Consider the following 20,674-nt stretch of genomic DNA (forward strand, 5'->3'; position numbering starts at 1 on the left):
TAGACCTAAAATTTTATAAAATAGTAATACTTTATTTATTCGTTCTTCTAATTGAATCTTATGTAAAAAGTATTTTAGAAAATAATTATTTTTTGAATGGCTTTAGGAGTTTAAATTTATTTTTCCAATAATGTTTTGAGTAACGTTTTGTGATATTAAATAATCGTTCTTGACTTTGGTTTACATCCAAATGCTTAGTTCGTTCTTCTTTTAATAGAACAATATGACCTAATCCTCCCCACATTTCATTTTTCTGTCCATCAGGTTCAAAAGTTCCAGAGATATAATCTAGTTCAACATAATGAACATGCTTGTTAGTTGTGAAGTTCACCGATGTCATTCCTTTTCTACAATCTGGATTAAAACTATCATGTAGAATAATGTTTAAACTTTTTGGTGGAATGTATTTTATAAGATTCTCAATATCAGCTTTTACACCTTTTTCAGAATGATCTCCATCAATTAATGCAAACTCTAAGGATTTTCCATCTTTTTGAATTGTATCTAAAAGTTTAGGTATTATTGTTTTGGAGTCTCCTACCAAAAATTCAACATTATTAAACTTGCCTTGTAAACGTTCTACCTTACTTTCATCGATTTCTATAGCGTATACTTTTTCAGCATACTTACTCATAACCTGGAGGCTTCCTCCTTGATCTACACCTATTTCAATAGCAACTTCAGGTTTTAAGATTTCTAATAGCTTTATGAAGCAAAATTTTTCATTTCTGGTCATAGACCATTCCAATGGAAAATCTGCTTCCATAAATATTGGAATACCCGAATCTAAAACGGTAAAAATATCTTTGTTAACGTTCATGTTTAGAAATTAAAAATAATAAAGTTGTGGTACAAATTGGTTAAAATCTACCAACAATACCTATTTGGTTACCTGTAAATGCAAAACTCCAAGATATTTTATTTTTATTAGGTTCTACGATGTTAAAGGCATTTTCTTTGAATAAAAACTTATCAACGCCATCCACGACTATGATGCTTAATACTGTACTAAACCCTATATCAGATAGCCAGTGTGCGCCATCGATTAACCTAGACATTGGTGGAATTGCACCTAAGGTGTAAACACCTGCTTTTATCCATGGACTGTCAAATTGTTTGGCAATAGAATGTGCCATGGTTACAGAAAGTACAGTATGTCCAGAAGGAAATGAGTGTTGACCTCCTTCTTTTGAAAAAGGCTTAAAATGAAATGCACCATAGCCTGTACCTGGTCTTGCTCTACCAAGTCCGTTTTTTAAAATGGTTTGCAAAAGCCCGCTTGTAATAGATGAAGTAATAATAAGCACACTTGTTCGCCTAATTTTACTGTTTTTAGTTACTAAGCCAAAACCATATAAACCAGCGTTAGCCATAAAATAATTTTGAGGACTGCCAAAGTACCAACCATAATCTCTAACGACTTTAGGGAAATTAGACCTATGGTTATCTATATATTTGTCAACACCTTCGTCTGCAAGGGCTAGAGTAGCAGTACCAAAGACTAAACCACCAAGTTTTAAAAAATCATTTTTTTTCCAGTGAAGTGGTCTTTTAAACGAATATTTTAATCCATTCCATGTTGTATTGATATCATACTTTAGTAATGACCATGTTGAAGCATTGTCCTGATCTATTTTATAAAGACGTTGCGCAGAGGCGTCTTCAAAAAAATAAAAAATGAATATTAGTGATATAAAAAAGCGTTTAGCTAGTAGCATAAAAAGAAAGCTTTGATTATCTCAATTCAGCACCAAGCTTGTTTTCAAAATTAGATTGAAGCTTGTTCATTATTTTATCGATTTGCTTATCGTTAAGCGTTTTATTTTCGTCTTGTAGCGTAAAGCTTACTGCATAACTCTTTTTGCCTGCAGGTAAATTTTTACCTTCGTAAACATCAAACAGATTTACAGCTTTTAGCAATTGTTTTTCAGTTTGTTTGGCAATTGTATAGATATCGTCAAACGTAACGCTATTGTCTAGTAGCAACGCAAAATCTCTACGAACTTCTGGATACTTAGGTATGGCAGTAAACTTAATTTTGTTGTGTTGTGCCATGTCTAACACATTATCCCAATTAAAATCAGCAAACAATACGTTTTGAGAAATACCAAAATGCTTTAAAACTGATTTTTTAACCAACCCAAATTCAACTAAAGTTTTCTTACCTATAGAAAGGCTCATACCTTCACTAAGAATATCGGTTTTATGAGGTGCAGATTTTAGTCGGTTTAATCCTAAACGCTCTAATACAGTTTCAATAGTACCTTTTAGGTAAAAGAAATCACTAGGTGTAGCTTGTGTATTCCAACGTTCTTGTGCTTTGTTTCCGGTTACAAAAAGTGCCAAATGTTTGTGTTCTTCTCTATTGTCTGAATACTGATGGTAAGTTTTACCAAATTCAAACAACTTAAGGTCATCACGTTTTCTGTTAATATTGTGCGAAACAGCTTCTAATCCAGAAAATAATAAGGATTGACGCATAACTTCTAAATCATTACTTAATGGATTTAGCATTTTTACGTTATGGTCTGCATTCAATTGTTCACTTAACTCAACATATTTTGGCGATGTTAGTGAGTTAGCCATAATCTCAAAGAAGCCTTGAGAAGCTAACTGATTGCCAATAACATTTTGAAGTTTGTAATCTTCAAAACGTGATGTGTTAGAAATAGAAGCGTTAAGCTTTTCAGTAGTTTTTATGTTGTTGTAACCGTAAACTCTTAGAATTTCTTCAATAACATCAGCTTCGCGCTGCACATCATTTCTAAAAGACGGTACCGTAAGTCCTAAACCAGCTTCAGTAACATTATTAATTTTTATGTCTAAAGAGGTTAAAATACTTTTTATGGTTTCTTTCGGAATTTCTTGACCGATTAATCGCTTAGCATTATCAAAACTCAATACAACCTGAAAATCTTCAATCTTATTAGGATAAGCGTCAGAGATGTCACTTGTTATTTCACCACCAGCAATTTCAGTAATTAAAAGTGCAGCACGCTTTAAAGCGTACTTTGTAAAGTTAGGATCGATACCACGTTCAAATCTAAAAGAAGCATCTGTATTAAGACCGTGACGCTTAGCTGTTTTTCTAACGCTTACAGGATCAAAATAAGCGCTTTCTAAAAAGATATTGGTTGTTGTTTCGGTAACACCAGAATCTATGCCACCAAAAACACCAGCAATACACATTGGTTTTTCGGCATCACAAATCATTAAATCATCTTCATGTAATTCTCTTTCAATCTCGTCTAGAGTTGTAAACTTTGTACCAGCTTCGCAGGTTTTAACTTCAACCTTGTTACCAGTTATTTTTGCAGCATCAAAAGCGTGTAATGGTTGTCCTAATTCATGCAAAACATAATTAGTAACATCTACAATGTTATTAATAGGAGATAAGCCAATTGCTTTTAAGCGGTTTTGTAACCAGCTTGGAGATGTTTCAACTTTAACACCAGAAATAGTAACACCACAGTAACGCGGACATTTGTCCTTGTCTTGCACATCGACGTCAACCTTTAAAGAACGCGTATCTACATGGTAAGACATTACTGATGGAGATATCAACTCCAAGTTAAGATCTTGTTGTAATAAACCAGCTTTTAAATCTCTAGCCACACCATAATGACTCATGGCATCGGCACGGTTTGGTGTTAGACCAATTTCAAAAACTTCATCATTTTCCACTTCAAAAATCTCAGCGGCAGGAGTTCCGACTTTTAAGTCGGCATCAAGAACCATAATGCCATCATGAGATTCGCCAAGACCAAGTTCGTCCTCAGCACAAATCATTCCGTGGCTTTCTTCGCCTCTAATTTTACCTTTTTTGATTTTCCAGGCTTCACCTTCTGCAGTATAAAGTGTTGTGCCAATTGTAGCAACAGGTACTTTTTGTCCTGCAGCCACATTAGGTGCTCCGCAAACAATTTGTACCGGCTCTGCTTCACCAATATTTACAGTTGTTACTTTTAATCGGTCTGCGTTTGGGTGTTGTTCGCAAGTTAATACCTCGCCAACTACAATGCCTTTTAAGCCACCTTTAACAGATTCGTAGGTTTCTATACCTTCTATTTCAAGACCAAGATCTGTAAGTAATTCGCCTGTTTTTTCGGCGTTCCAATCTATATTGATAAACTGTTTTAACCAGTTGTAAGATATCTTCATGTGCTGTTTTATTCAGGCCACAAAGATAATAATACTTAAATGTTAATGAAACATCCCTAATTAAATTTTAAACAGGTTGCATTTCGCTATTATAAAAACAAAAATCTGAGTAGAGGAATTTTGAATAGGCTTTTTTATGTAAGGTAATTGTTGTTATTTCGAACTTAAATAAAATTCAATTTACAATGCGATATATTTTTGGTCTTTTAGTGATAAGTCTTCTATTTTCATGCAAAGACGATAAAAAAAACAACACCCTTAGCGACAATAAATTAGAAACAGGAAGTTACAGAGCTTGGATTTCAATTCAGGATAATGAGGAAATTCCTTTTGTTTTTGAGGTAGAATCTGATAAAAAATTAAACATTTACAATGCTGAAGAAACGATTGTAGTAGATGAAATAGAATATAAAAATGATTCTGTATACATTAACTTACCTGTATTTGAAGACTACCTAGTGGCAAAAATTAATCAGGATAATAATTTAAGCGGTTATTATATAAGTCCTGATAGAAATAGAAAAGTACCGTTTGAAGCTACGTTTAAAAATGCAATTAGATTTGGAACAGGAACAGGTGCGGCTTATAATATTGAAGGAGTTTGGGAAACTGTATTTAGTAAAGGTGTTGAGGAAGATGAATACCTTGCAAAAGGTATTTTTAAGCAATACGATAATGGGAAAATTACAGGAACATTTAGAACCACAACTGGTGATTATCGTTACTTAGAAGGAGTGCTAGATGGGACGCGTCTAAAGCTATCAACTTTTGATGGCGCACATGCCTTTTTGTTTACAGCTAAAGTCACTGATTCAACCATGAACGGTTATTTTTATTCTGGAAACCATTGGAAAGAGCCTTTTGAGGCCAAACGAAGCCAAGATTTTGAGCTGCCAAGTGCTAACGAATTAACATACCTAAAAGAAGGCTATGATAGTTTAGATTTTGTGTTTTCTAACACCTCTGATGAGTTGGTAGGTCTTAAGGATGACCGATTTAAAGACAAAGTTGTTGTGGTACAAATAATGGGAACATGGTGTCCTAATTGTTTGGATGAGAGTAAATACTATGCCGACTTTTATAAAAAAAACAAAGACAAAGGTGTAGAGTTTATTGCCTTGGCATTTGAGTATGCAAAAGACAAAGAAACTGCTTTTAGTCGTATAGATCGTTTGGCATACAAAATAGATATAGATTATCCGATACTTTTAGCACAGTACGGAGGTGCTGACAAATCTAAGGCACAAAAAAAATTACCAATGCTTAATCATGTGTTATCATATCCTACTTCAATTTTTATAGACAAAAAAGGAAAAGTGAGAAAGATACATACAGGATTTAATGGACCTGCAACAGGTGAGAAGTATACAGAATTCAAAAAGGAATTTGAGAGTTTTGTGGCGGAATTACTCAACGAATAATTTAATTGTTATTTAGTTTATTAAAAAAACGTAATTCTTTTCGGATACTGTAAATGATTATTGCAATTATACCAGCAATGGATCCAAAACCTGAAATTAAAATATATAGATAAAAGCCTTCAGAGAACTCACGTTTAAAATAAGGTAAGAGCAAATATAAGCCGTAAATGTATATTAGCAAGCAAATTGGAGTTACAAAGTAGTGTACCCATAAACGTGATTTGTAATGCCTTTTTAAATAACTTTTGTAAGATTTGTTATCTAATATTACTAGTTTTTGGTCTCTTAGATAAATAGTACCTAACTCTAACGTAATCCTAAATACCAAGCTCAAAATCATCAATAATAACCCTAAAGTAAAATTATTCCACTGACTTGGTGATACAAATATGGTAAAACCAATGAGTGTTGCTACAGTTAAGCCCATAATTAAAATTGAGCCATACTGTCTTCTACGTTGTTTTTTTGCTTTTTTAATAATGATTTCAGGGTGAATTATTTCAGTGTTATCCTGACTATCCCATATTTTGTTTAGTGTGCTATTTTCCATTGGTAATACATTTTAAAAGCGATTTTCTTATTCGGCTTAATCGTGTTCTAAGTGTGCCATGCGCTAATCCTACGGTTTCTGCTATTGTAGCTTGTGGTATGTCTTCTAACTCTAAAAGAATTAAAGCTTTATTTTGTTCTGTGAGTTGATCTATACATCGAAACATTTTTTTGAGCTTCTTATCTTTCGTAGCAATAGTATTGTCTGGTTCATGGTCTTTTAATAGGTCTTCATTAATGGGAATATTTTTTTTGGATTTGCGCAAATCACTTAAGCAAGTATTTACGGCTATTCTGTATATCCATGTGTCAACAGAAGCGTCTCCTTTAAACGATTTTCTGTGGTTCCAGACTTTTATAAAGGTTTCTTGTAGCCATTCATTCGCAAGGTCATAATCTCCAGAGGCATAGCCTAAGCATAGCCTCCGGATTTTTGCAGCATGCGTATTGTATACTACTGTAAAGTCTTTTTCTGAAATCATTATTGGGCTAATAGAACTGTTTTTATTGTTTGTAAAAACCAATCTGGTTGGTCTAACATAATAAAATGGGCAGCATTGTCTGCTAAAATAAAATTATAATTCTCTAGATTAGTGTACTGTTCTTTGTAAGTTTTTATAACCATTTCCTTACCATAAGGTTTTGTTGCGGCAATAATAGTGGTTGGTGTTGTAATGTTTTTTAAATCCTGTCTAAGGTCTAATTTAAGGTAATCTGTATAACCGTAAACGTAGGTTTTTCGGTCTGCAGCTAATATCCAAGATTTAATGCGTTCTTGCGCTTTTTTATTTAGACTCATACCTTGTGACATGCTTGTTGCCATTTGTTCAAACTGTTCGTCGCTAATGGCGAGTTGCTGATTGTTGTAAGGACTATCATAAGCAAGGTCATCTGGATTAAAATTTGGTATCATTAGAGCTCCAGCGGCTGGTAAAGCATCTACTAAGATGATATCAGAGACAAGTGAGTTTTCTCTACTGGCTAACCAAGTAGCAATAGTTCCTCCTAAGCTGTGACCAATAATGGTGACATTATTTAACTCATTTTGTTTTATGTAGTTGTTTAGGGCATCGTTTACTTTTGATAACCAAGGAAATTCAATAGGTGCTTTGCCACCAAAACCAGCTAAGGTTACAACATGGCATTCGTAGTTGTTTTCTAATTTTTTAACTAATGGATTCCAGACTTCTCCAGGAACTGTAAATCCAGGAATTAATAAAATTGGTTCTCCTTTGCCAGAAACTTCCACATGAATAGGTTGAGGAGTCTTATCTTTTGGGAATGAAAAAGTGAAAAATGTTGAGAGAATTAATAATGCTATGGTTTTCATGATTCTGCGTTTTAAATTTCCCTTTAGATGCAGAAATTAGAAAATGTTACATTTTAATTTTTAATAATGTCAAAATTGCTAAAGTGCCGATAAAATAATAAAATAAAGCTGATAGATAAGTATCTGAAAATCAGAAGCATTATACTATAAACCGTGTTGTAAATTGTTTTTATTTTTTCCATGAAGAGTCCAGGATAGACCATTTATATTTAATTCTATCCTTTTTTGTTAGTAAAATCAAAAATAGTTCGGCTGAAGATAGTTTTGTCCAAAACAATGTAGTTGATCCTAAGCCGTGAGTAGAGTTAGCTAGCAACTCAATGAAATATAGAGCTAAGGCTGCTAAGCATAACTTTGATAAAATTGTTCTAGTTACACAAAGGCTTTTATATTTTAAATAATAGAGAAGTAAGGTGACAAGCTTTATTATTAATATTAAGAAAATTGGACTGTAAGGTCCAATATAACTTTTTCTAATTAAAAATGTTGACAGTCCAATTGTTCCCCATGATAAGTAATAAATTAATTCGGGCTTTGAGTCGTTAAAATGATTTTTTTCAAAAAGGTCAAATATTAAAAGTATAATAATTAAGAAACTAGAAAGTTCTCCATAGTATTCTATTGCTTTTAATTGTGTAATTAAGACAATAGTTAATGTGATAATTATTCGAAAAATGGTTTCCTTTGTCATCAAAATTACTTACTATGGTTTGGTTATAATTCTGCCGTAATCGAAAGATAGCAAATTGCAATGAATTCCGATTAGGAATTAGGCCGCAATGAGCTATACTCGGTATTGTAAAATGTATTTTTTTTAGTTTAAATATTGGACGTCAGAACGAACTTTTTTTCGCCATTCCATTCCATACTTTTTATCCATAAGTTCAAAAATTCGCTCGTTATATTCTTTTATACATTCCGAAATTGGTGGTGTACAACCAAAGTCATAATATCTGATTCCGTATTTTTTCTCAAATCGTTTGTCAGCTGGTGAATTTGCAATTGGTGCGATTGAGCCAATAAGTAATAAACTTGCTTTTCCGTTTTTCCAATCTGATTCAGCACGTTCCGCACTATAACCACATTCAGCTTTCAGTTCAAAAATCACGTTATTAATTCCGCTTTTTGTTTTTACGTCAAATTTTTGATTTCCGTACCCGAATGCTGAAATTTCTATGACATAACTTTTGTTAGGTTCTAAATATTCAATTCGGAAATTACCCAAACTATCTGTCATTGTTAAAGGTTGTTTAGTAATTAGCTCTTTTACATAAATTTCGGAAATTGGTACTTCTCCAGAAATTCCACTAATAACTTTTCCAATGATTTCAGTTTGTGCATAAGAAATTCCGCAAACTAAAATTAAAATCAGTTTGATAATATTTTTCGATATGAGCAACTTTTTCTTCAAATTTGTTCCATCGGTCTCATGTATGATTTTGTAGCGTGTTTAAGCACTAAATTTAGTAAATAAATCACGGATAGAAAGTCCGCGAGGACTTTTGAAAGTAGGCCATAATCAGCAATTAATTATACATATTATTTTGCAACGTTTTTTATTCGTCACACTCTTTTTAATTCCCTACATTTTTCACAATAAACAACATTAACATCTTTCGGATAATTAAATCTTTCCAAGTCTCTTGGTGCATTAATATTTGCCATTGGAAAAAGTTCTTTTTCTCTCTCATAAGAGACTTTAGAACTAATTTCATTTCCATCGACTATTAAAACATTGTCATCTTTTAATTCATAATTATGCACAGGACAATGGTTAAATATCTCGTAAACTTGTTCAATCTCTATTGGTTCCAAGTCAAATTTATTCGTAAAGTCTTTTAATAACTGTTCTTGCCAAAAGAAAAGTCTTTTTCTCAATGGAAATGCCTCGTAAAGTGTAAGAACGAAATGAATATATTTTTCATTTCCGAACAGTTTTTTAAATCCAATTCTAATGTCTTGTGTCTCCAATGTCTTTGTTTTAGTGGAATACGAGCAATCTTATAAACTTTGTTGTGCAATGTTTATTTCTTTTTCAATTCTATCGGTCTCTGATTCAACTAAAGGTTTTAAATCAAGTTCTTTGACCTTTTTTATATATTCATTCGCTTTTATAAAGTTCTTTCTCAAAAGTTCAATATTTGCTAAATTAAGTAAGACAATTGATTTGTCGTTTTCGGTTCTTAAGCCAATGTTCAAAGCTTGAGTTAAATCGAAATGACTTTTTTCAAATTCTTTTTTTTCTAAAGCAATAATTCCAGTTGTAAAATAATAATAGCTCTTGTGTCCTTTAGTTAACTTGTCTGGATTTTTAATTTTAGAAATTAGTTCTTCTGCTTTTTTAAGATTATTCTTTTTCATATGCTGAAAAGCAGTATAAACAGTTCCGTACTTGAAATATCCATAAATAAAAAGTCCTCCAGCAATTAACATCATTGACATATTTGCAAAATCCTCTTTTGAGTAAAAGTATGCAGCAGCAATTAAACTAAATATGACAAGAATTACTCTAATAATTGGTGTAAACATATATTTCTGGATGGTTTGGTCAAATGTTGCACAACGGTCTCATATAACCGTCAGTTATAGGATTAAAGATAATGTTTTTCAGTTAAGCACTGACGTTAACAATTCCGAGTGGATTCGGACGCAGTCGAATACGCCGTAATTGGTTTATGCAATGTTGTATGTAGGCTTTATTCAGTTTTTATTACATAAATTTTTTTAAATCCTCCATTATATTGTCCCAAATGTCCAGTGTTTTTTGAATCAAACAATCCAGTTAATTGGACTTCACAAAAATTCAGATTATTATATACTGTATCAAATTCAACAGCTGGTTTAAACGAATCAATCCAAATCCAAGAATCTCCATTTCCAATCGAGATGTTCTCGAACGACATTGAAACCTTGCCTATTACTCTTAAGGTGTCATTGTCAAATTTTCTCTATCTTCTTTTAGGATATTAATGTCAGTTAAGTCAATCTTTTCGAACAATTCAGAATTTCCATAATCAAATTCTCTTTCACAATAGAAAAAGACAACTGGAAATAAGACAAGTAATAATTTTAGTTTGTTCATCGGTTTTCTCAGCTTACGTACAACGATTATATATGCAAACCTAGCCAAAAAAGTACGTAAATACAATCCTAATTATTTGTTATTCAGTATCTTATTGTAAGTTGTGTCATAACCATGCAAAATGAGTTATGTCACACTTTTATAAGCTTAAATAGGGTTTTGTTGTTATGGTAAGTATGTCACCAAAAGTGCCTGCACCACAAACAATACCACAAAAGGAATAAATAAATAGCCAACCACATCTCTGGCTTGTATTTTAATTCCTTTGCCCATTACAGGGAAAACGACGAGCAAAAAGAAGGGTTGTAGTAAATTGCTTAAGCTTTCTCCGTAAGCTACAGACATAGAGGCTCTGGCTGTCATAGCTGTAACTTCAGTAGGTGAGAGGTTGGTGCCGAGTTCTTGTACCATATTTAAAATACTTGGGCCAATAACCGCAAATTCACCACCTGCAGACGGTATTGCAAAATTTATGATGCCACCTGATAGATAGGATATAAAAGCGTAATTTTCGGTAGTGGCAATAGTCACCAAAGCATTAGTGATTTTTTCACCCAAACCAGAAGCGAGCATAATGCCCATTATACCTGCGTAAAACGGATATTGAAACAACACACCAGAAATATTGCTACTGGCACGTTTCATAGCAATGCTAAAGCGCATTGGTGTAATGTGTAAGAGCATGCCAACGATAAGAAAAATGAAGATCATAATGTTAAAGTTGAGGTCAAAGCCTTTGGTGGCAAAGTGGTAAACAATATGGGCTATTCCAAGTACAGCAACAGTAAGCTGCAACCAACTAGCATTATTTAATGCATCAGATAGTGCTTTGTAAGGTAATTTGTAAGAGAGTGCTTCATCCTTAACCGAATCGGTTTCGTCATCTAACGAGGTTTGTAAATCCTTGAGTTCTTTGCCTTCATATGATTTAGGTATTAGCAACCAAATCAATAATGGAGAAACTACTACAAACAAAATAATCATCGCAATATTTAGCGTCGCTCCTAAAGTATAACTTGTAGAAATGGTATCGTTTAAAATACCTTCTTGTATCAAAAAGTTGTTTTCGGTATTAAGCAACAAGGCAATAGAACTCGATAAACCGCAAACCCAACCATTAAAAGAAAAGTACACACAAGCCACTAAAAACGGATAGTGAATACCTTTAATTCGCAAAGCCAATTCACGTCCCAAAATAGAAGTAACCACGACCATTCCAAAGCTAATTAAAGAGAATAAAGCACCAAGCGAAATGATAATTACATAAACCTGTGTTGGTGTTTTTATGTATTTGGTGATATGGTCAATCCCTTTTTTTACAGGTGACGATTGCGCAATACAGTATGCGGTAATTATAATAAGCACAATCTGCATACCAAACGACAAAAGACTCCAAAAGCCATCATACCAGCCTTGTAAAATATTTATAGGTTGGTGGTTTGTAAATACCAAGGCTAAAACAAAAGTGAGTAGTGTAAGTAGCAGCGCAAACACATAAGCACTTGGCATGTATTTGGTAAAAGCATCCGTAAATTTCTGACCGAGTTTGGTAATCATGGTTGGTGTTGTTTTGCTAAAAATCGGAATTTACATTGAATTTTAAAAACGGACTCAACAAAGTATTCTTTGATTTGTAGGATGGTTTTAAGACTGTTTTAGCGTTTTGTCCATATAAATTAGGGCAACCTTAACACAATTTGTAATTAGATATATTAAATTATAATAAATGAAAATGATTTGTAATTTCACATAACGTGGTTACACTTAAAGCAGAAAAAGAAGCTTTAGGAAACATGATAAAAGAACAAAATAATTTATGGAAAATGTATTAGTTGCTGGTGCCAATGGTACCACAGGAAAACAAGTTGTTAACCTTTTAAAAAATTCGCAATATTTTAATCCGATTGCTATGGTGCGAAAAGAGTCGCAGTTAGAGCAGTTCAAAAATGAAAATATAGATACCGTTTTAGGTGATTTAACCAAGGATTTAACCCATGTTGTTAAAAATGTAGATAAAGTGGTGTTTGCAGCAGGATCTGGCGGAAAGAATGTTTTTGAGGTTGATCAGGAAGGTGCAAAACGACTAATAGATGTGTCCAAGATGGCAAATGTTAATAAATTTGTGATGTTAAGTTCAATGGGCGCTAATACTCCAGCGAAGTTTGAAGACCTTAAAGATTATATGAAAGCCAAGCAAAATGCAGATAAGCATTTAAGAGAAAGTGATTTGAAATATGCGATTATTAGACCAGGAACATTAAAAAATGAAGAAGGTAAAGGTAAAATTGAAATTGCAGAAAACGAATTGAATAAACAGGGAGAAATCAGTAGAGCAGATGTAGCGCAAACGTTGGTTAGAGCTTTGCATGACGATGCTCCTAAAAACAAAACTTTTGAAATTTTAGAAGGTGAAACCTTGATAGGTAAAGCCTTTGAAGTTGCTATGAATTAATAAAGAAGTTTATTTCAGCGTAAAAGTTGAAAATTTGAAGAGGTGTGATTTGTTCATGCCTCTTTTCTTTTGTCTTAATAATACGTTAATTAACAATTGGTTACTGTTCTTTAACAAGTTGCTAACAGCCTCGCTTTCAAAAACCGTCTACCTTGAAAATATATTCATCAGCAAAACACGTTTGGTTATGTTTTGAAGGTCTGGTTGTTGTTGGTGCCAGGCCTTTTTTTATTCCTGCGAAAGCAGGAATCTCATATCTTCACAAATTCCGTCAGTTAGAGTGATTTTGAGTTACGAGAAATCGTATCGAGAACTTTTTGCTGAGAGCAATTTGAAAACCTTAACTAATATAATTCCAGATATTACGGTACTTACTCATTTGTCTGTAAGTATTCAAAATCATTTTGTGCTCAGGTAAAGCTAAGCTTGGGTCAAGCTTCAAAACCGACTTCGCATGATATCTGGCGCGTTCAAGAATGTCCTTGTCTTTTACAATATCTGCAATTCTAAGATTTAAAACACCGCTCTGTTGTGTGCCCATGATATCTCCAGGACCTCTAAGTTTTAGGTCTACTTCAGCAATTTCAAAACCGTCACTAGAGCGTACCATGGTTTCTAAACGCGTTTTACTGTCGTTACTCAGTTTATGCCCAGTCATTAAAATACAGTAGCTCTGCTCAGCACCACGACCAACACGTCCTCTAAGCTGATGCAGTTGCGATAAACCAAAGCGTTCTGCACTTTCAATAATCATAACCGAAGCATTTGGTACATTAACACCAACTTCAATAACAGTAGTTGCAACCATAATGTTGGTTTTGCCTTCAGCGAAGCGTTGCATCTCATAATCTTTGTCTTCGGCTTTCATTTTTCCATGAACTATTGAGATTTGATAGTCTGGTGTTGGAAACTCTCTTGAGATACTTTCGTAGCCATCCATCAAATCTTTATAGTCCATTTTTTCACTTTCTTGAATGAGAGGATACACGACATAGATTTGTCTGCCTTTTGCAATTTCGTCTTTCATAAATCGAAAAACTTTCAGTCGATTATTGTCGTATCGATGAACTGTTTTTATCGGTTTTCTACCAGCAGGTAATTCGTCAATAATTGAAATATCTAAGTCGCCATAAACAGACATTGCCAAGGTTCTCGGAATTGGAGTAGCAGTCATGACTAAAACATTAGGAGGAAGTTCGTTTTTATGCCACAATTTCGATCTTTGTTTTACTCCAAAACGATGTTGTTCATCAATAATAGCAAGTCCTAAATTTTTAAATTTCACCTTATCTTCGAGCAGCGCATGAGTACCAATTAAGATCTGTAAAGTGCCATTTTCGAGATTTTCATGAATAATTCTTCTATCTGAAGTTTTGGTTGAACCTGTTAATAATGAAATACTGATATTCAATTTATTACACCATTCTAATAATCCGTTATAGTGCTGAACTGACAAAATTTCAGTTGGCGCCATTAAACAGCATTGAAAACCGTTGTCAAGTCCCATGAGCATTGACATAAATCCAACTATAGTTTTACCAGAACCTACATCTCCTTGTAAAAGGCGATTCATTTGTGCGTTGCTGCCTAAATCTGCCCTGATTTCTTTAAGAACACGTTTCTGTGCATTAGTTAAATCGAACGGTAAATAGTCTTTAAAAAAGGTGTTGAAATAGTCCCCTACTTTTTCAAAAGTGAAGCCTTTTATTTTTGATTTGTGGATTAAATTTTTCAGAATTAATTGCAATTGAATGTAAAATAATTCTTCAAATTTTAGTCGAAATTGAGCTCTCGAAAGCAGCTCTGGAGACTTCGGAAAATGCACATTAAAAAGTGCATCAGATTTTGATAATAATTTTAATTCTCCTCTAATTGTATCCGATAAAGTTTCAGCATAACGTCCTTTGGTTTCCAAAAATAATTGCTGCATTATTTTGGTTACAACACGATTTGTTATCCCTTTATTTGATAGTTTTTCGGTAGACGGATAAATGGCTTGCATGGCAGAACGCAGATTTTTTTCATGTTCCGATAGCAGTTCTATTTCAGGATGTGGCATACTGAATTTGCCATTAAACCAATTGGTTTTACCAAAAATAACGTAAGGCTGTCCTGTTTTTAAGCTTTCTCTTATCCATTTTTGTCCTCTAAACCATACGAGTTCCATAAGACCAGTATCGTCTCTAAATTCAGCTACTAAGCGTTTTCCACGTTTTTGAGCAACCTCTCTAAAGCTGGTTATTTGTCCAATAACTTGTACTTCGGCATTATTGCGTTGTAATTGGTTGATTTTATAGTATTTGGTACGGTCAATGTAACGGTTTGGGAAGAGGTTAATCAAGTCCTGATAGGTGTGAATACCCAATTCTGAGCGTAATAAATCAGCTCGGTTAGGTCCAACGCCTTTAAGGTAATCGATAGGTGTTTGTAAGTTCACACTCATAGTTGCGAATTTACCAAATTCTTATAAAGGGATAATTCTAAAATTTTATTATTTCTAATCTATTAGGTTTAGTGTTTGTTTTAAAAGTTTTACTTTGGTCTAATCCTTGATTTAATCAGAATTATGAAAAAATTATTGGTTGTTTGTCTGCTGTTCATTTCGGTGTTTTCTAATGCACAGCAAACGGATTATGTGGATTATAAAAGCGCTAAAACATATTTAGGAATAACTCCAGATTCTTCCAAAGTATATGGTAAAGTTTGGTACAATTTGGAAATTTTAAAATCAACAGATTCAATTTTTTTAGATGCTGTAGATATGAAATTTGACAATGTTTATATTCGAACAGAAGGCGATAAGGAGTCTTTAGATTTTAGATTTTATGATGATAAGATTTATTTTAAATACCCATTTGAAAAGGAAAAAAAATACACGATATTTTTTGATTATATAGCTTACCCTAAAAAAGCGATGTATTTTTTGGAGAGAAATGATGAGTGGCAAGTTTGGACACAAGGCCAAGGGAAGTATACAAGTAACTGGTTGCCAAGTATAGATGACGTTAATGATAAAATCATATTTAATATAGGTTTTATTGATTGTGATTTAGATACATTTTTGTCGAATGGTGTTCAATCGTTAAGTGTTCCTTTGCCAGACAACTGTATGAAATATCAATACAATATGCAAAAGCCTATGTCAAGTTACTTGGTTGCTTTTGTTGTGGGTAATTATGAGGTTAAAAAAGAAATTTCAAAAAGCGGTATTCCTTTAGATTTTTATTACTATCCTGAAGATTCTTTAAAAGTTGAGCCAACCTATCGCTATAGTAAAAGAATGTTCGATTTTTTAGAGGAAGAGATTGGGTTTGCTTACCCATGGCAAAACTACAAACAAGTGCCAGTGCACGATTTTTTGTATGCTGGTATGGAAAATACGAGCTGTACCATTTTTTCAGATGCTTTTATGGTAGATGATATAGGTTTTAATGATAAAAGCTATGTCAATGTTAATGCGCACGAATTGGCTCATCAATGGTTTGGTGATTTGGTAACGGCAACGTCTGGTGAGCATCATTGGTTGCAAGAAGGTTTTGCAACCTATTACGCCTTGTTAGCAGAGCGCGATATTTTTGGTGATAATCATTATTATTTCAAATTATATGAATCTGCTGTAGATTTAGGACGACAAGATTTAGCTGGAGATGGTACGTCGCTTTTAAATGCAAAGTCGAGTAGTTTGACCTTTTATCAGCGTGGTGCTTGGGTGCTTCATGCGTTGAGAAGTTTAGTTGGTGAGGATGTGTTTAAAAAGGCCGTGAAAGCTTATTTGGAAAAACATCAGTTTAAAAATGTTGAAACTTCAGATTTTATAAAAGAAGTAGAGCGTTTTTATGGTAAATCGCTTAATATGTTTGTTGATGTGTGGATTAAGCGAAAGAATTTTCCTGTTGATGCTGCTTTTGGGTTGCTTCAAAATGAATCTACTTTTATTAATGAGTACCTCATGGTAGATTGCCAGGCGAAAACTTCTAAGTGTAAAGAGTATTTAAGATATTATGTTTCAGACGAAGCAAAGGTTAAAGTGATTTCTCAAATGCCAGAATTGGTAACAAATGATACCTTTAAGCATGGTTTTAAGGTAAGGCAAGCAATTTCGCAATACGTAAGGCAAATACCAAAAGCGCTAAAGGAAAACTATGAAACGTTGTTAGATGATAAGTCTTACGTAACTATAGAAAATGCTTTGTATAATCTTTGGAACACTTTTCCCGAGGATAGAGCAAAATACTTATCTAAAACGAGAAATATAGTTGGCTTTAATGACAAGAATGTGCGTTTGCTATGGATTGCTTTAAATCTTAATACACCATTTTATCAGGCCGATAATAAACAAGGCTTGTTTGAAGAGTTAGTAAGCTACACAGATGAGCGCTACAATGCGGATTTGCGTATGAATGCCTTTAACTATCTTAATCTTATGAATGCATGTAATGATACTTGTAAATCTAATCTCGAAAAAGCAAAATCGCATCATAACTGGAGAATGGTTAAGTTTGCAAAAGATATGTCCGAAAAATTAGAGAACAAAAAATAATGCGAGCATTAGTAATTTCAGGAGGTGGAAGTAAAGGTGCTTTTGCAGGTGGAGTAGCGCAATACCTTATGGAGCGCGAAAAACGAGAGTATGATATGTTTTTAGGAACATCAACAGGAAGTCTGTTAGTGCCTCATTTAGCATTGGGTAAAATCGGTAAGCTTTATGATATTTTTACTAACGTTCAGCAACAAGATATTTTTAGTGTAAGTCCCTTTGTACAGCGCAAAAAAGGGGATAGAGAATATGTGTCTATTGATTTTGTAAACTCATTGTGGCAGTTTGTAAGAATGAAACGTACTTTTGGCGAAAGTAAGGCACTTAGAAAGCATATAAGGAAACATTTTACTATTGAGGAGTACCAACATATTAAGCGCGAAAAACATGATGTGGTGGTTACAGTAAGTAATCTGTCTATGAATCGTGTAGAGTATAAATCTATAAATGATTGTACCTATGATGAGTTTTGTAATTGGATATGGATTTCGTGTAATTATATTCCATTTATGTCTTTGGCAATGGTTGATGGTTATGAGTATGCAGATGGTGGTTTAGGGTGTGTAATCCCTATAAGAGAAGCTATTTTAAGAGGTGCAACAGAAGTAGATGCTATTGTTCTCGAAGCCGAAAACCTTGGTAAGCAACGTGTGCTTGGAAAAAACCCATTTTCATTAATGATGAATTTATTTGGGCACTTACTCGATCAGGTAGAGCGAAGCGATATTGTTATAGGTCAACTTGCAGCAAAAAACAGAAACGTAAAATTAAATCTTTATTATACGCCTAAGAGTTTAACTGAAAATTCTCTAATTTTTAGTAAGCGTTTAATGGAAAAGTGGTGGGAACAAGGCTATGATTATGCTGAGAAAAAGCATTCTGTTTAGTAATTAGTCGAGAGTTTTAAGTGTAAAGTGTATCGCTATTTTATTTTTGCTAGGCACTAGACACTAGACATCTACCACATCTCACCAACTTCTTCTTTTATAAAAGAAAGCGCTGCATTGCTTGGTGCAGGTTTATCCATAAGCTCAGTTAAAACCACTTCACGCAACTTGTCTGCGCTATCTGTTTTTTCATTCATGTTTGCTTTTCTAATCAATTGAATGGTGGCATTTTTTGCAGCTAAAATTATACTCCAACATTGGTCGCTAACATAAATTTGTTGGGTTAGATTATGTTCAAATTCCTGTTCAATTGTAGCTATAAGTAAGTTTTCGTAATTATCTTTATTTGAAGATGTTGGATTAATTCTTGTTAATAAGCTTTGCGGCTTAATACGTTCTAAAAAAAGAGACATTCGTTCGTACGCTTGAAGTCTTAATGGGAATGATTCTTTTTGTAAATCTTTTGTGAGTAAAAAATGACGTCTTTTGTTTTCGTTATCCATTTGCTCTCTAAAAAACAAATAGGCAATAGCACCCGTTATAAGTGCAGGAATTGTGTACATTAAAAGATTAAGAAGTTGTTGTTCCATAAAATTAGTTATCCTTTTTGCCGCCAAGATAAACACAATCTTTTAATTCTTGCATATTTTTAAAAGCAACTGGTGTCTTTTCGTAATTAAAGGTGTGCTTAAACTCTTTTGTTAGGTTATGATCATCTACGTTCATTTCAATGTCACGCATATTAAATTGACAAGGGTGTTCATAACCTGCTGCATGCGTAATTTCCATAAGTTCCTTTCTAAAGGTTTTAAAATACTGTGCTAAACGCTCAGATTTTAGAGGTACATTAATGCCATTTTGTAACCACTTTTTCTGGGTGGCCACACCAGCAGGACAGCGGTTGGTATGGCAAATTTGTGCTTGTATGCATCCAATACTCATCATAGCCTCGCGTGCAACATTAATACAATCTACTCCCATTGCAAATGCCATTGCTGCTTTTGCAGGAAATCCGAGTTTTCCACTGCCAATAAAAACAATACGTTCGGTAAGATTATGTTTTTGAAAAAGTTTATACAAATCACTAAATCCATAAACCCAAGGTAAAGAGACATGATCCGCAAAACTTGGTGGTGCTGCACCTGTACCACCTTCGCCACCATCAATGGTAATAAAGTCTGGTCCACGGTTTTCCTTTTCCATAATCTGAGCAAGTTCTTTCCATTGGTCTAATTTTCCAATAGCAGCTTTTATACCAACAGGTAAACCTGTAGCTTTGGCAATACTTTCAACAAAATCAACTAGTTCTGAAACGGTAGAAAAGGCTTTGTGATTTGGAGGTGATAATACAGTTTTACCAACTTCAACACCTCTAATTTCTGCTATTTCTTTAGTGATTTTTTTTCCAGGAAGAACTCCGCCTTTTCCAGGTTTTGCACCTTGAGATAGTTTTACTTCAATAGCTCTTATAAACGGATTATCCTCAACTAATTTTACCATTTTTTCCATTGAAAAACCTCCGTCTTCAGCACGTACTCCGAAATAACCAGTACCAAAATGAAATATAACATCACCACCATTACTATGATATGGAGATAAACCTCCTTCACCAGTATTATGGTATGCATCTGCTAGCTTAACACCTTTGTTTAGAGATTCTATGGCTTTTGCGGACAAAGAACCAAAACTCATTGCAGAAACATTTATAATAGATGCTGGTCTGTATGGACGTTTTCGCTTGTTATAGGCACCCATTACTTTTGCACAAGGAGCAAATGTTTTGTCGAGTGCACTTGGATGATTTTTTTCAACCTTATAAGGCATCATAGCATTGTTTATAAAAATATGCTGATGTGCGTATATATCTCTATCTGTACCAAAACCTTCGTAGTTGTTTTCTTGTTTTGCCGATGCATAAATCCACCCACGCTCTATGCGGTTAAAAGGTAATTCCTCACGATTGTTAGCAACAAAATATTGACGCATTTCGGGCCCTATGCTTTCTAGTAAGTATCGTAAATGACCTACTATTGGGAAATTATGACTAATAGTATGTTTACGCTGAAAAAAGATGTCTCTTATAGCTACGAGTGCTAAAAAAATGATAATCCAAAGCCACCAAGGTATATTGCCTAAGAATTCTAATACGGAATCCATAATCTGAAATAAAAATTTTGCACTAAGATATTGAAAATTGATTATATAAAACTTTTGATATTTTGTTTATAATTATTGGATTTTATGCATGGATAAGC

At 33.6% G+C, this 20,674-nt stretch carries 18 protein-coding genes; 4 read left to right on the top strand and 14 right to left on the bottom strand.

Annotated elements, in window-relative coordinates:
• Window positions 1-85: 85 nt before the first annotated feature.
• Genes V1468_RS10840 through pheT form a run of 3 tightly spaced genes read right to left on the bottom strand, consistent with a single transcriptional unit; the run spans window position 86 to window position 4,161 of the window.
• Window positions 86-820 carry a class I SAM-dependent methyltransferase gene (locus V1468_RS10840; protein ID WP_331810261.1) on the bottom strand — a complete coding sequence of 245 codons (735 nt, stop codon included), beginning with the start codon at window positions 818-820 and terminating at the stop codon, window positions 86-88.
• A gap of 40 nt (window positions 821-860) precedes the next feature.
• The gene (locus tag V1468_RS10845) at window positions 861-1,718 is read right to left on the bottom strand and encodes a phosphatase PAP2 family protein (protein ID WP_331810262.1); all 858 of its coding nucleotides are present in this window, start codon (window positions 1,716-1,718) and stop codon (window positions 861-863) included.
• Between the two features lie 16 nt (window positions 1,719-1,734).
• A complete protein-coding gene (gene pheT / locus V1468_RS10850) occupies window positions 1,735-4,161 on the bottom strand; it encodes a phenylalanine--tRNA ligase subunit beta (protein WP_331810263.1) in 2,427 nt (808 codons plus the stop codon).
• Between the two features lie 185 nt (window positions 4,162-4,346).
• Here pheT and V1468_RS10855 point away from each other — a divergent pair, with 185 nt between their 5' ends.
• The gene (locus V1468_RS10855; RefSeq protein WP_331810264.1) at window positions 4,347-5,582 is read left to right on the top strand and encodes a peroxiredoxin family protein; all 1,236 of its coding nucleotides are present in this window, start codon (window positions 4,347-4,349) and stop codon (window positions 5,580-5,582) included.
• Between the two features lies 1 nt (window position 5,583).
• Here the strand turns inward: V1468_RS10855 and V1468_RS10860 are convergent, their stop codons facing one another.
• From V1468_RS10860 to V1468_RS10895, 8 genes are all read right to left on the bottom strand, one after another.
• Window positions 5,584-6,132 (bottom strand): hypothetical protein, encoded by a 549-nt coding sequence (locus V1468_RS10860; protein ID WP_331810265.1) that lies wholly within the window; start codon window positions 6,130-6,132, stop codon window positions 5,584-5,586.
• Window positions 6,122-6,613, bottom strand: a complete 492-nt coding sequence (locus V1468_RS10865) for an RNA polymerase sigma factor (protein ID WP_331810266.1) — start codon at window positions 6,611-6,613, stop codon at window positions 6,122-6,124. Before V1468_RS10865 ends, V1468_RS10860 begins: the two co-directional genes overlap by 11 nt.
• Entirely contained in the window at window positions 6,613-7,461 is an 849-nt protein-coding gene (locus tag V1468_RS10870) for an alpha/beta fold hydrolase (RefSeq protein WP_331810267.1), read from the bottom strand. Before V1468_RS10870 ends, V1468_RS10865 begins: the two co-directional genes overlap by 1 nt.
• A 169-nt stretch (window positions 7,462-7,630) precedes the next feature.
• On the bottom strand, window positions 7,631-8,152 hold the full coding sequence (locus tag V1468_RS10875; protein WP_331810268.1) for a hypothetical protein: 522 nt from the start codon (window positions 8,150-8,152) through the stop codon (window positions 7,631-7,633).
• Window positions 8,153-8,275: 123 nt separating this feature from the next.
• Window positions 8,276-8,872, bottom strand: coding sequence for an FEKKY domain-containing protein (locus tag V1468_RS10880; RefSeq protein WP_331810269.1), 597 nt, complete (start codon window positions 8,870-8,872; stop codon window positions 8,276-8,278).
• A gap of 152 nt (window positions 8,873-9,024) precedes the next feature.
• The gene (locus V1468_RS10885) at window positions 9,025-9,432 is read right to left on the bottom strand and encodes a hypothetical protein (RefSeq protein WP_331810270.1); all 408 of its coding nucleotides are present in this window, start codon (window positions 9,430-9,432) and stop codon (window positions 9,025-9,027) included.
• 30 nt (window positions 9,433-9,462) lie between these two features.
• Window positions 9,463-9,990 carry a tetratricopeptide repeat protein gene (locus V1468_RS10890; protein WP_331810271.1) on the bottom strand — a complete coding sequence of 176 codons (528 nt, stop codon included), beginning with the start codon at window positions 9,988-9,990 and terminating at the stop codon, window positions 9,463-9,465.
• Between the two features lie 718 nt (window positions 9,991-10,708).
• Window positions 10,709-12,100 carry a short-chain fatty acid transporter gene (locus V1468_RS10895; RefSeq protein ID WP_331810272.1) on the bottom strand — a complete coding sequence of 464 codons (1,392 nt, stop codon included), beginning with the start codon at window positions 12,098-12,100 and terminating at the stop codon, window positions 10,709-10,711.
• A gap of 259 nt (window positions 12,101-12,359) precedes the next feature.
• Between V1468_RS10895 and V1468_RS10900 the strand changes: the two genes are divergently transcribed.
• Entirely contained in the window at window positions 12,360-12,995 is a 636-nt protein-coding gene (locus V1468_RS10900) for an SDR family oxidoreductase (protein WP_331810273.1), read from the top strand.
• Window positions 12,996-13,335: 340 nt separating this feature from the next.
• On the opposite strand, the gene recG is transcribed toward V1468_RS10900, so the two are convergent.
• The gene (gene recG, locus V1468_RS10905) at window positions 13,336-15,438 is read right to left on the bottom strand and encodes an ATP-dependent DNA helicase RecG (protein ID WP_331810274.1); all 2,103 of its coding nucleotides are present in this window, start codon (window positions 15,436-15,438) and stop codon (window positions 13,336-13,338) included.
• Window positions 15,439-15,561: 123 nt separating this feature from the next.
• On the opposite strand from recG, the gene V1468_RS10910 reads away from it, so the two are divergent.
• Complete coding sequence (locus tag V1468_RS10910) at window positions 15,562-17,535, top strand: M1 family metallopeptidase (protein ID WP_331810275.1); 1,974 nt, start codon at window positions 15,562-15,564, stop codon at window positions 17,533-17,535.
• The gene (locus V1468_RS10915; protein WP_331810276.1) at window positions 17,535-18,419 is read left to right on the top strand and encodes a patatin-like phospholipase family protein; all 885 of its coding nucleotides are present in this window, start codon (window positions 17,535-17,537) and stop codon (window positions 18,417-18,419) included. The genes V1468_RS10910 and V1468_RS10915 overlap by 1 nt, the downstream gene beginning before the upstream one ends.
• Before the next feature lie 71 nt (window positions 18,420-18,490).
• On the opposite strand, the gene V1468_RS10920 is transcribed toward V1468_RS10915, so the two are convergent.
• Together V1468_RS10920 and V1468_RS10925 are read right to left on the bottom strand one after the other, a co-directional pair.
• Window positions 18,491-19,009, bottom strand: coding sequence for a DUF7935 family protein (locus tag V1468_RS10920; RefSeq protein WP_331810277.1), 519 nt, complete (start codon window positions 19,007-19,009; stop codon window positions 18,491-18,493).
• Window positions 19,010-19,013: 4 nt separating this feature from the next.
• Window positions 19,014-20,576, bottom strand: coding sequence for an FMN-binding glutamate synthase family protein (locus tag V1468_RS10925; RefSeq protein WP_331810278.1), 1,563 nt, complete (start codon window positions 20,574-20,576; stop codon window positions 19,014-19,016).
• Window positions 20,577-20,674: the final 98 nt, after the last annotated feature.

It is taken from the genome of Winogradskyella poriferorum, assembly GCF_036553625.1.
Classification (GTDB): domain Bacteria; phylum Bacteroidota; class Bacteroidia; order Flavobacteriales; family Flavobacteriaceae; genus Winogradskyella; species Winogradskyella poriferorum.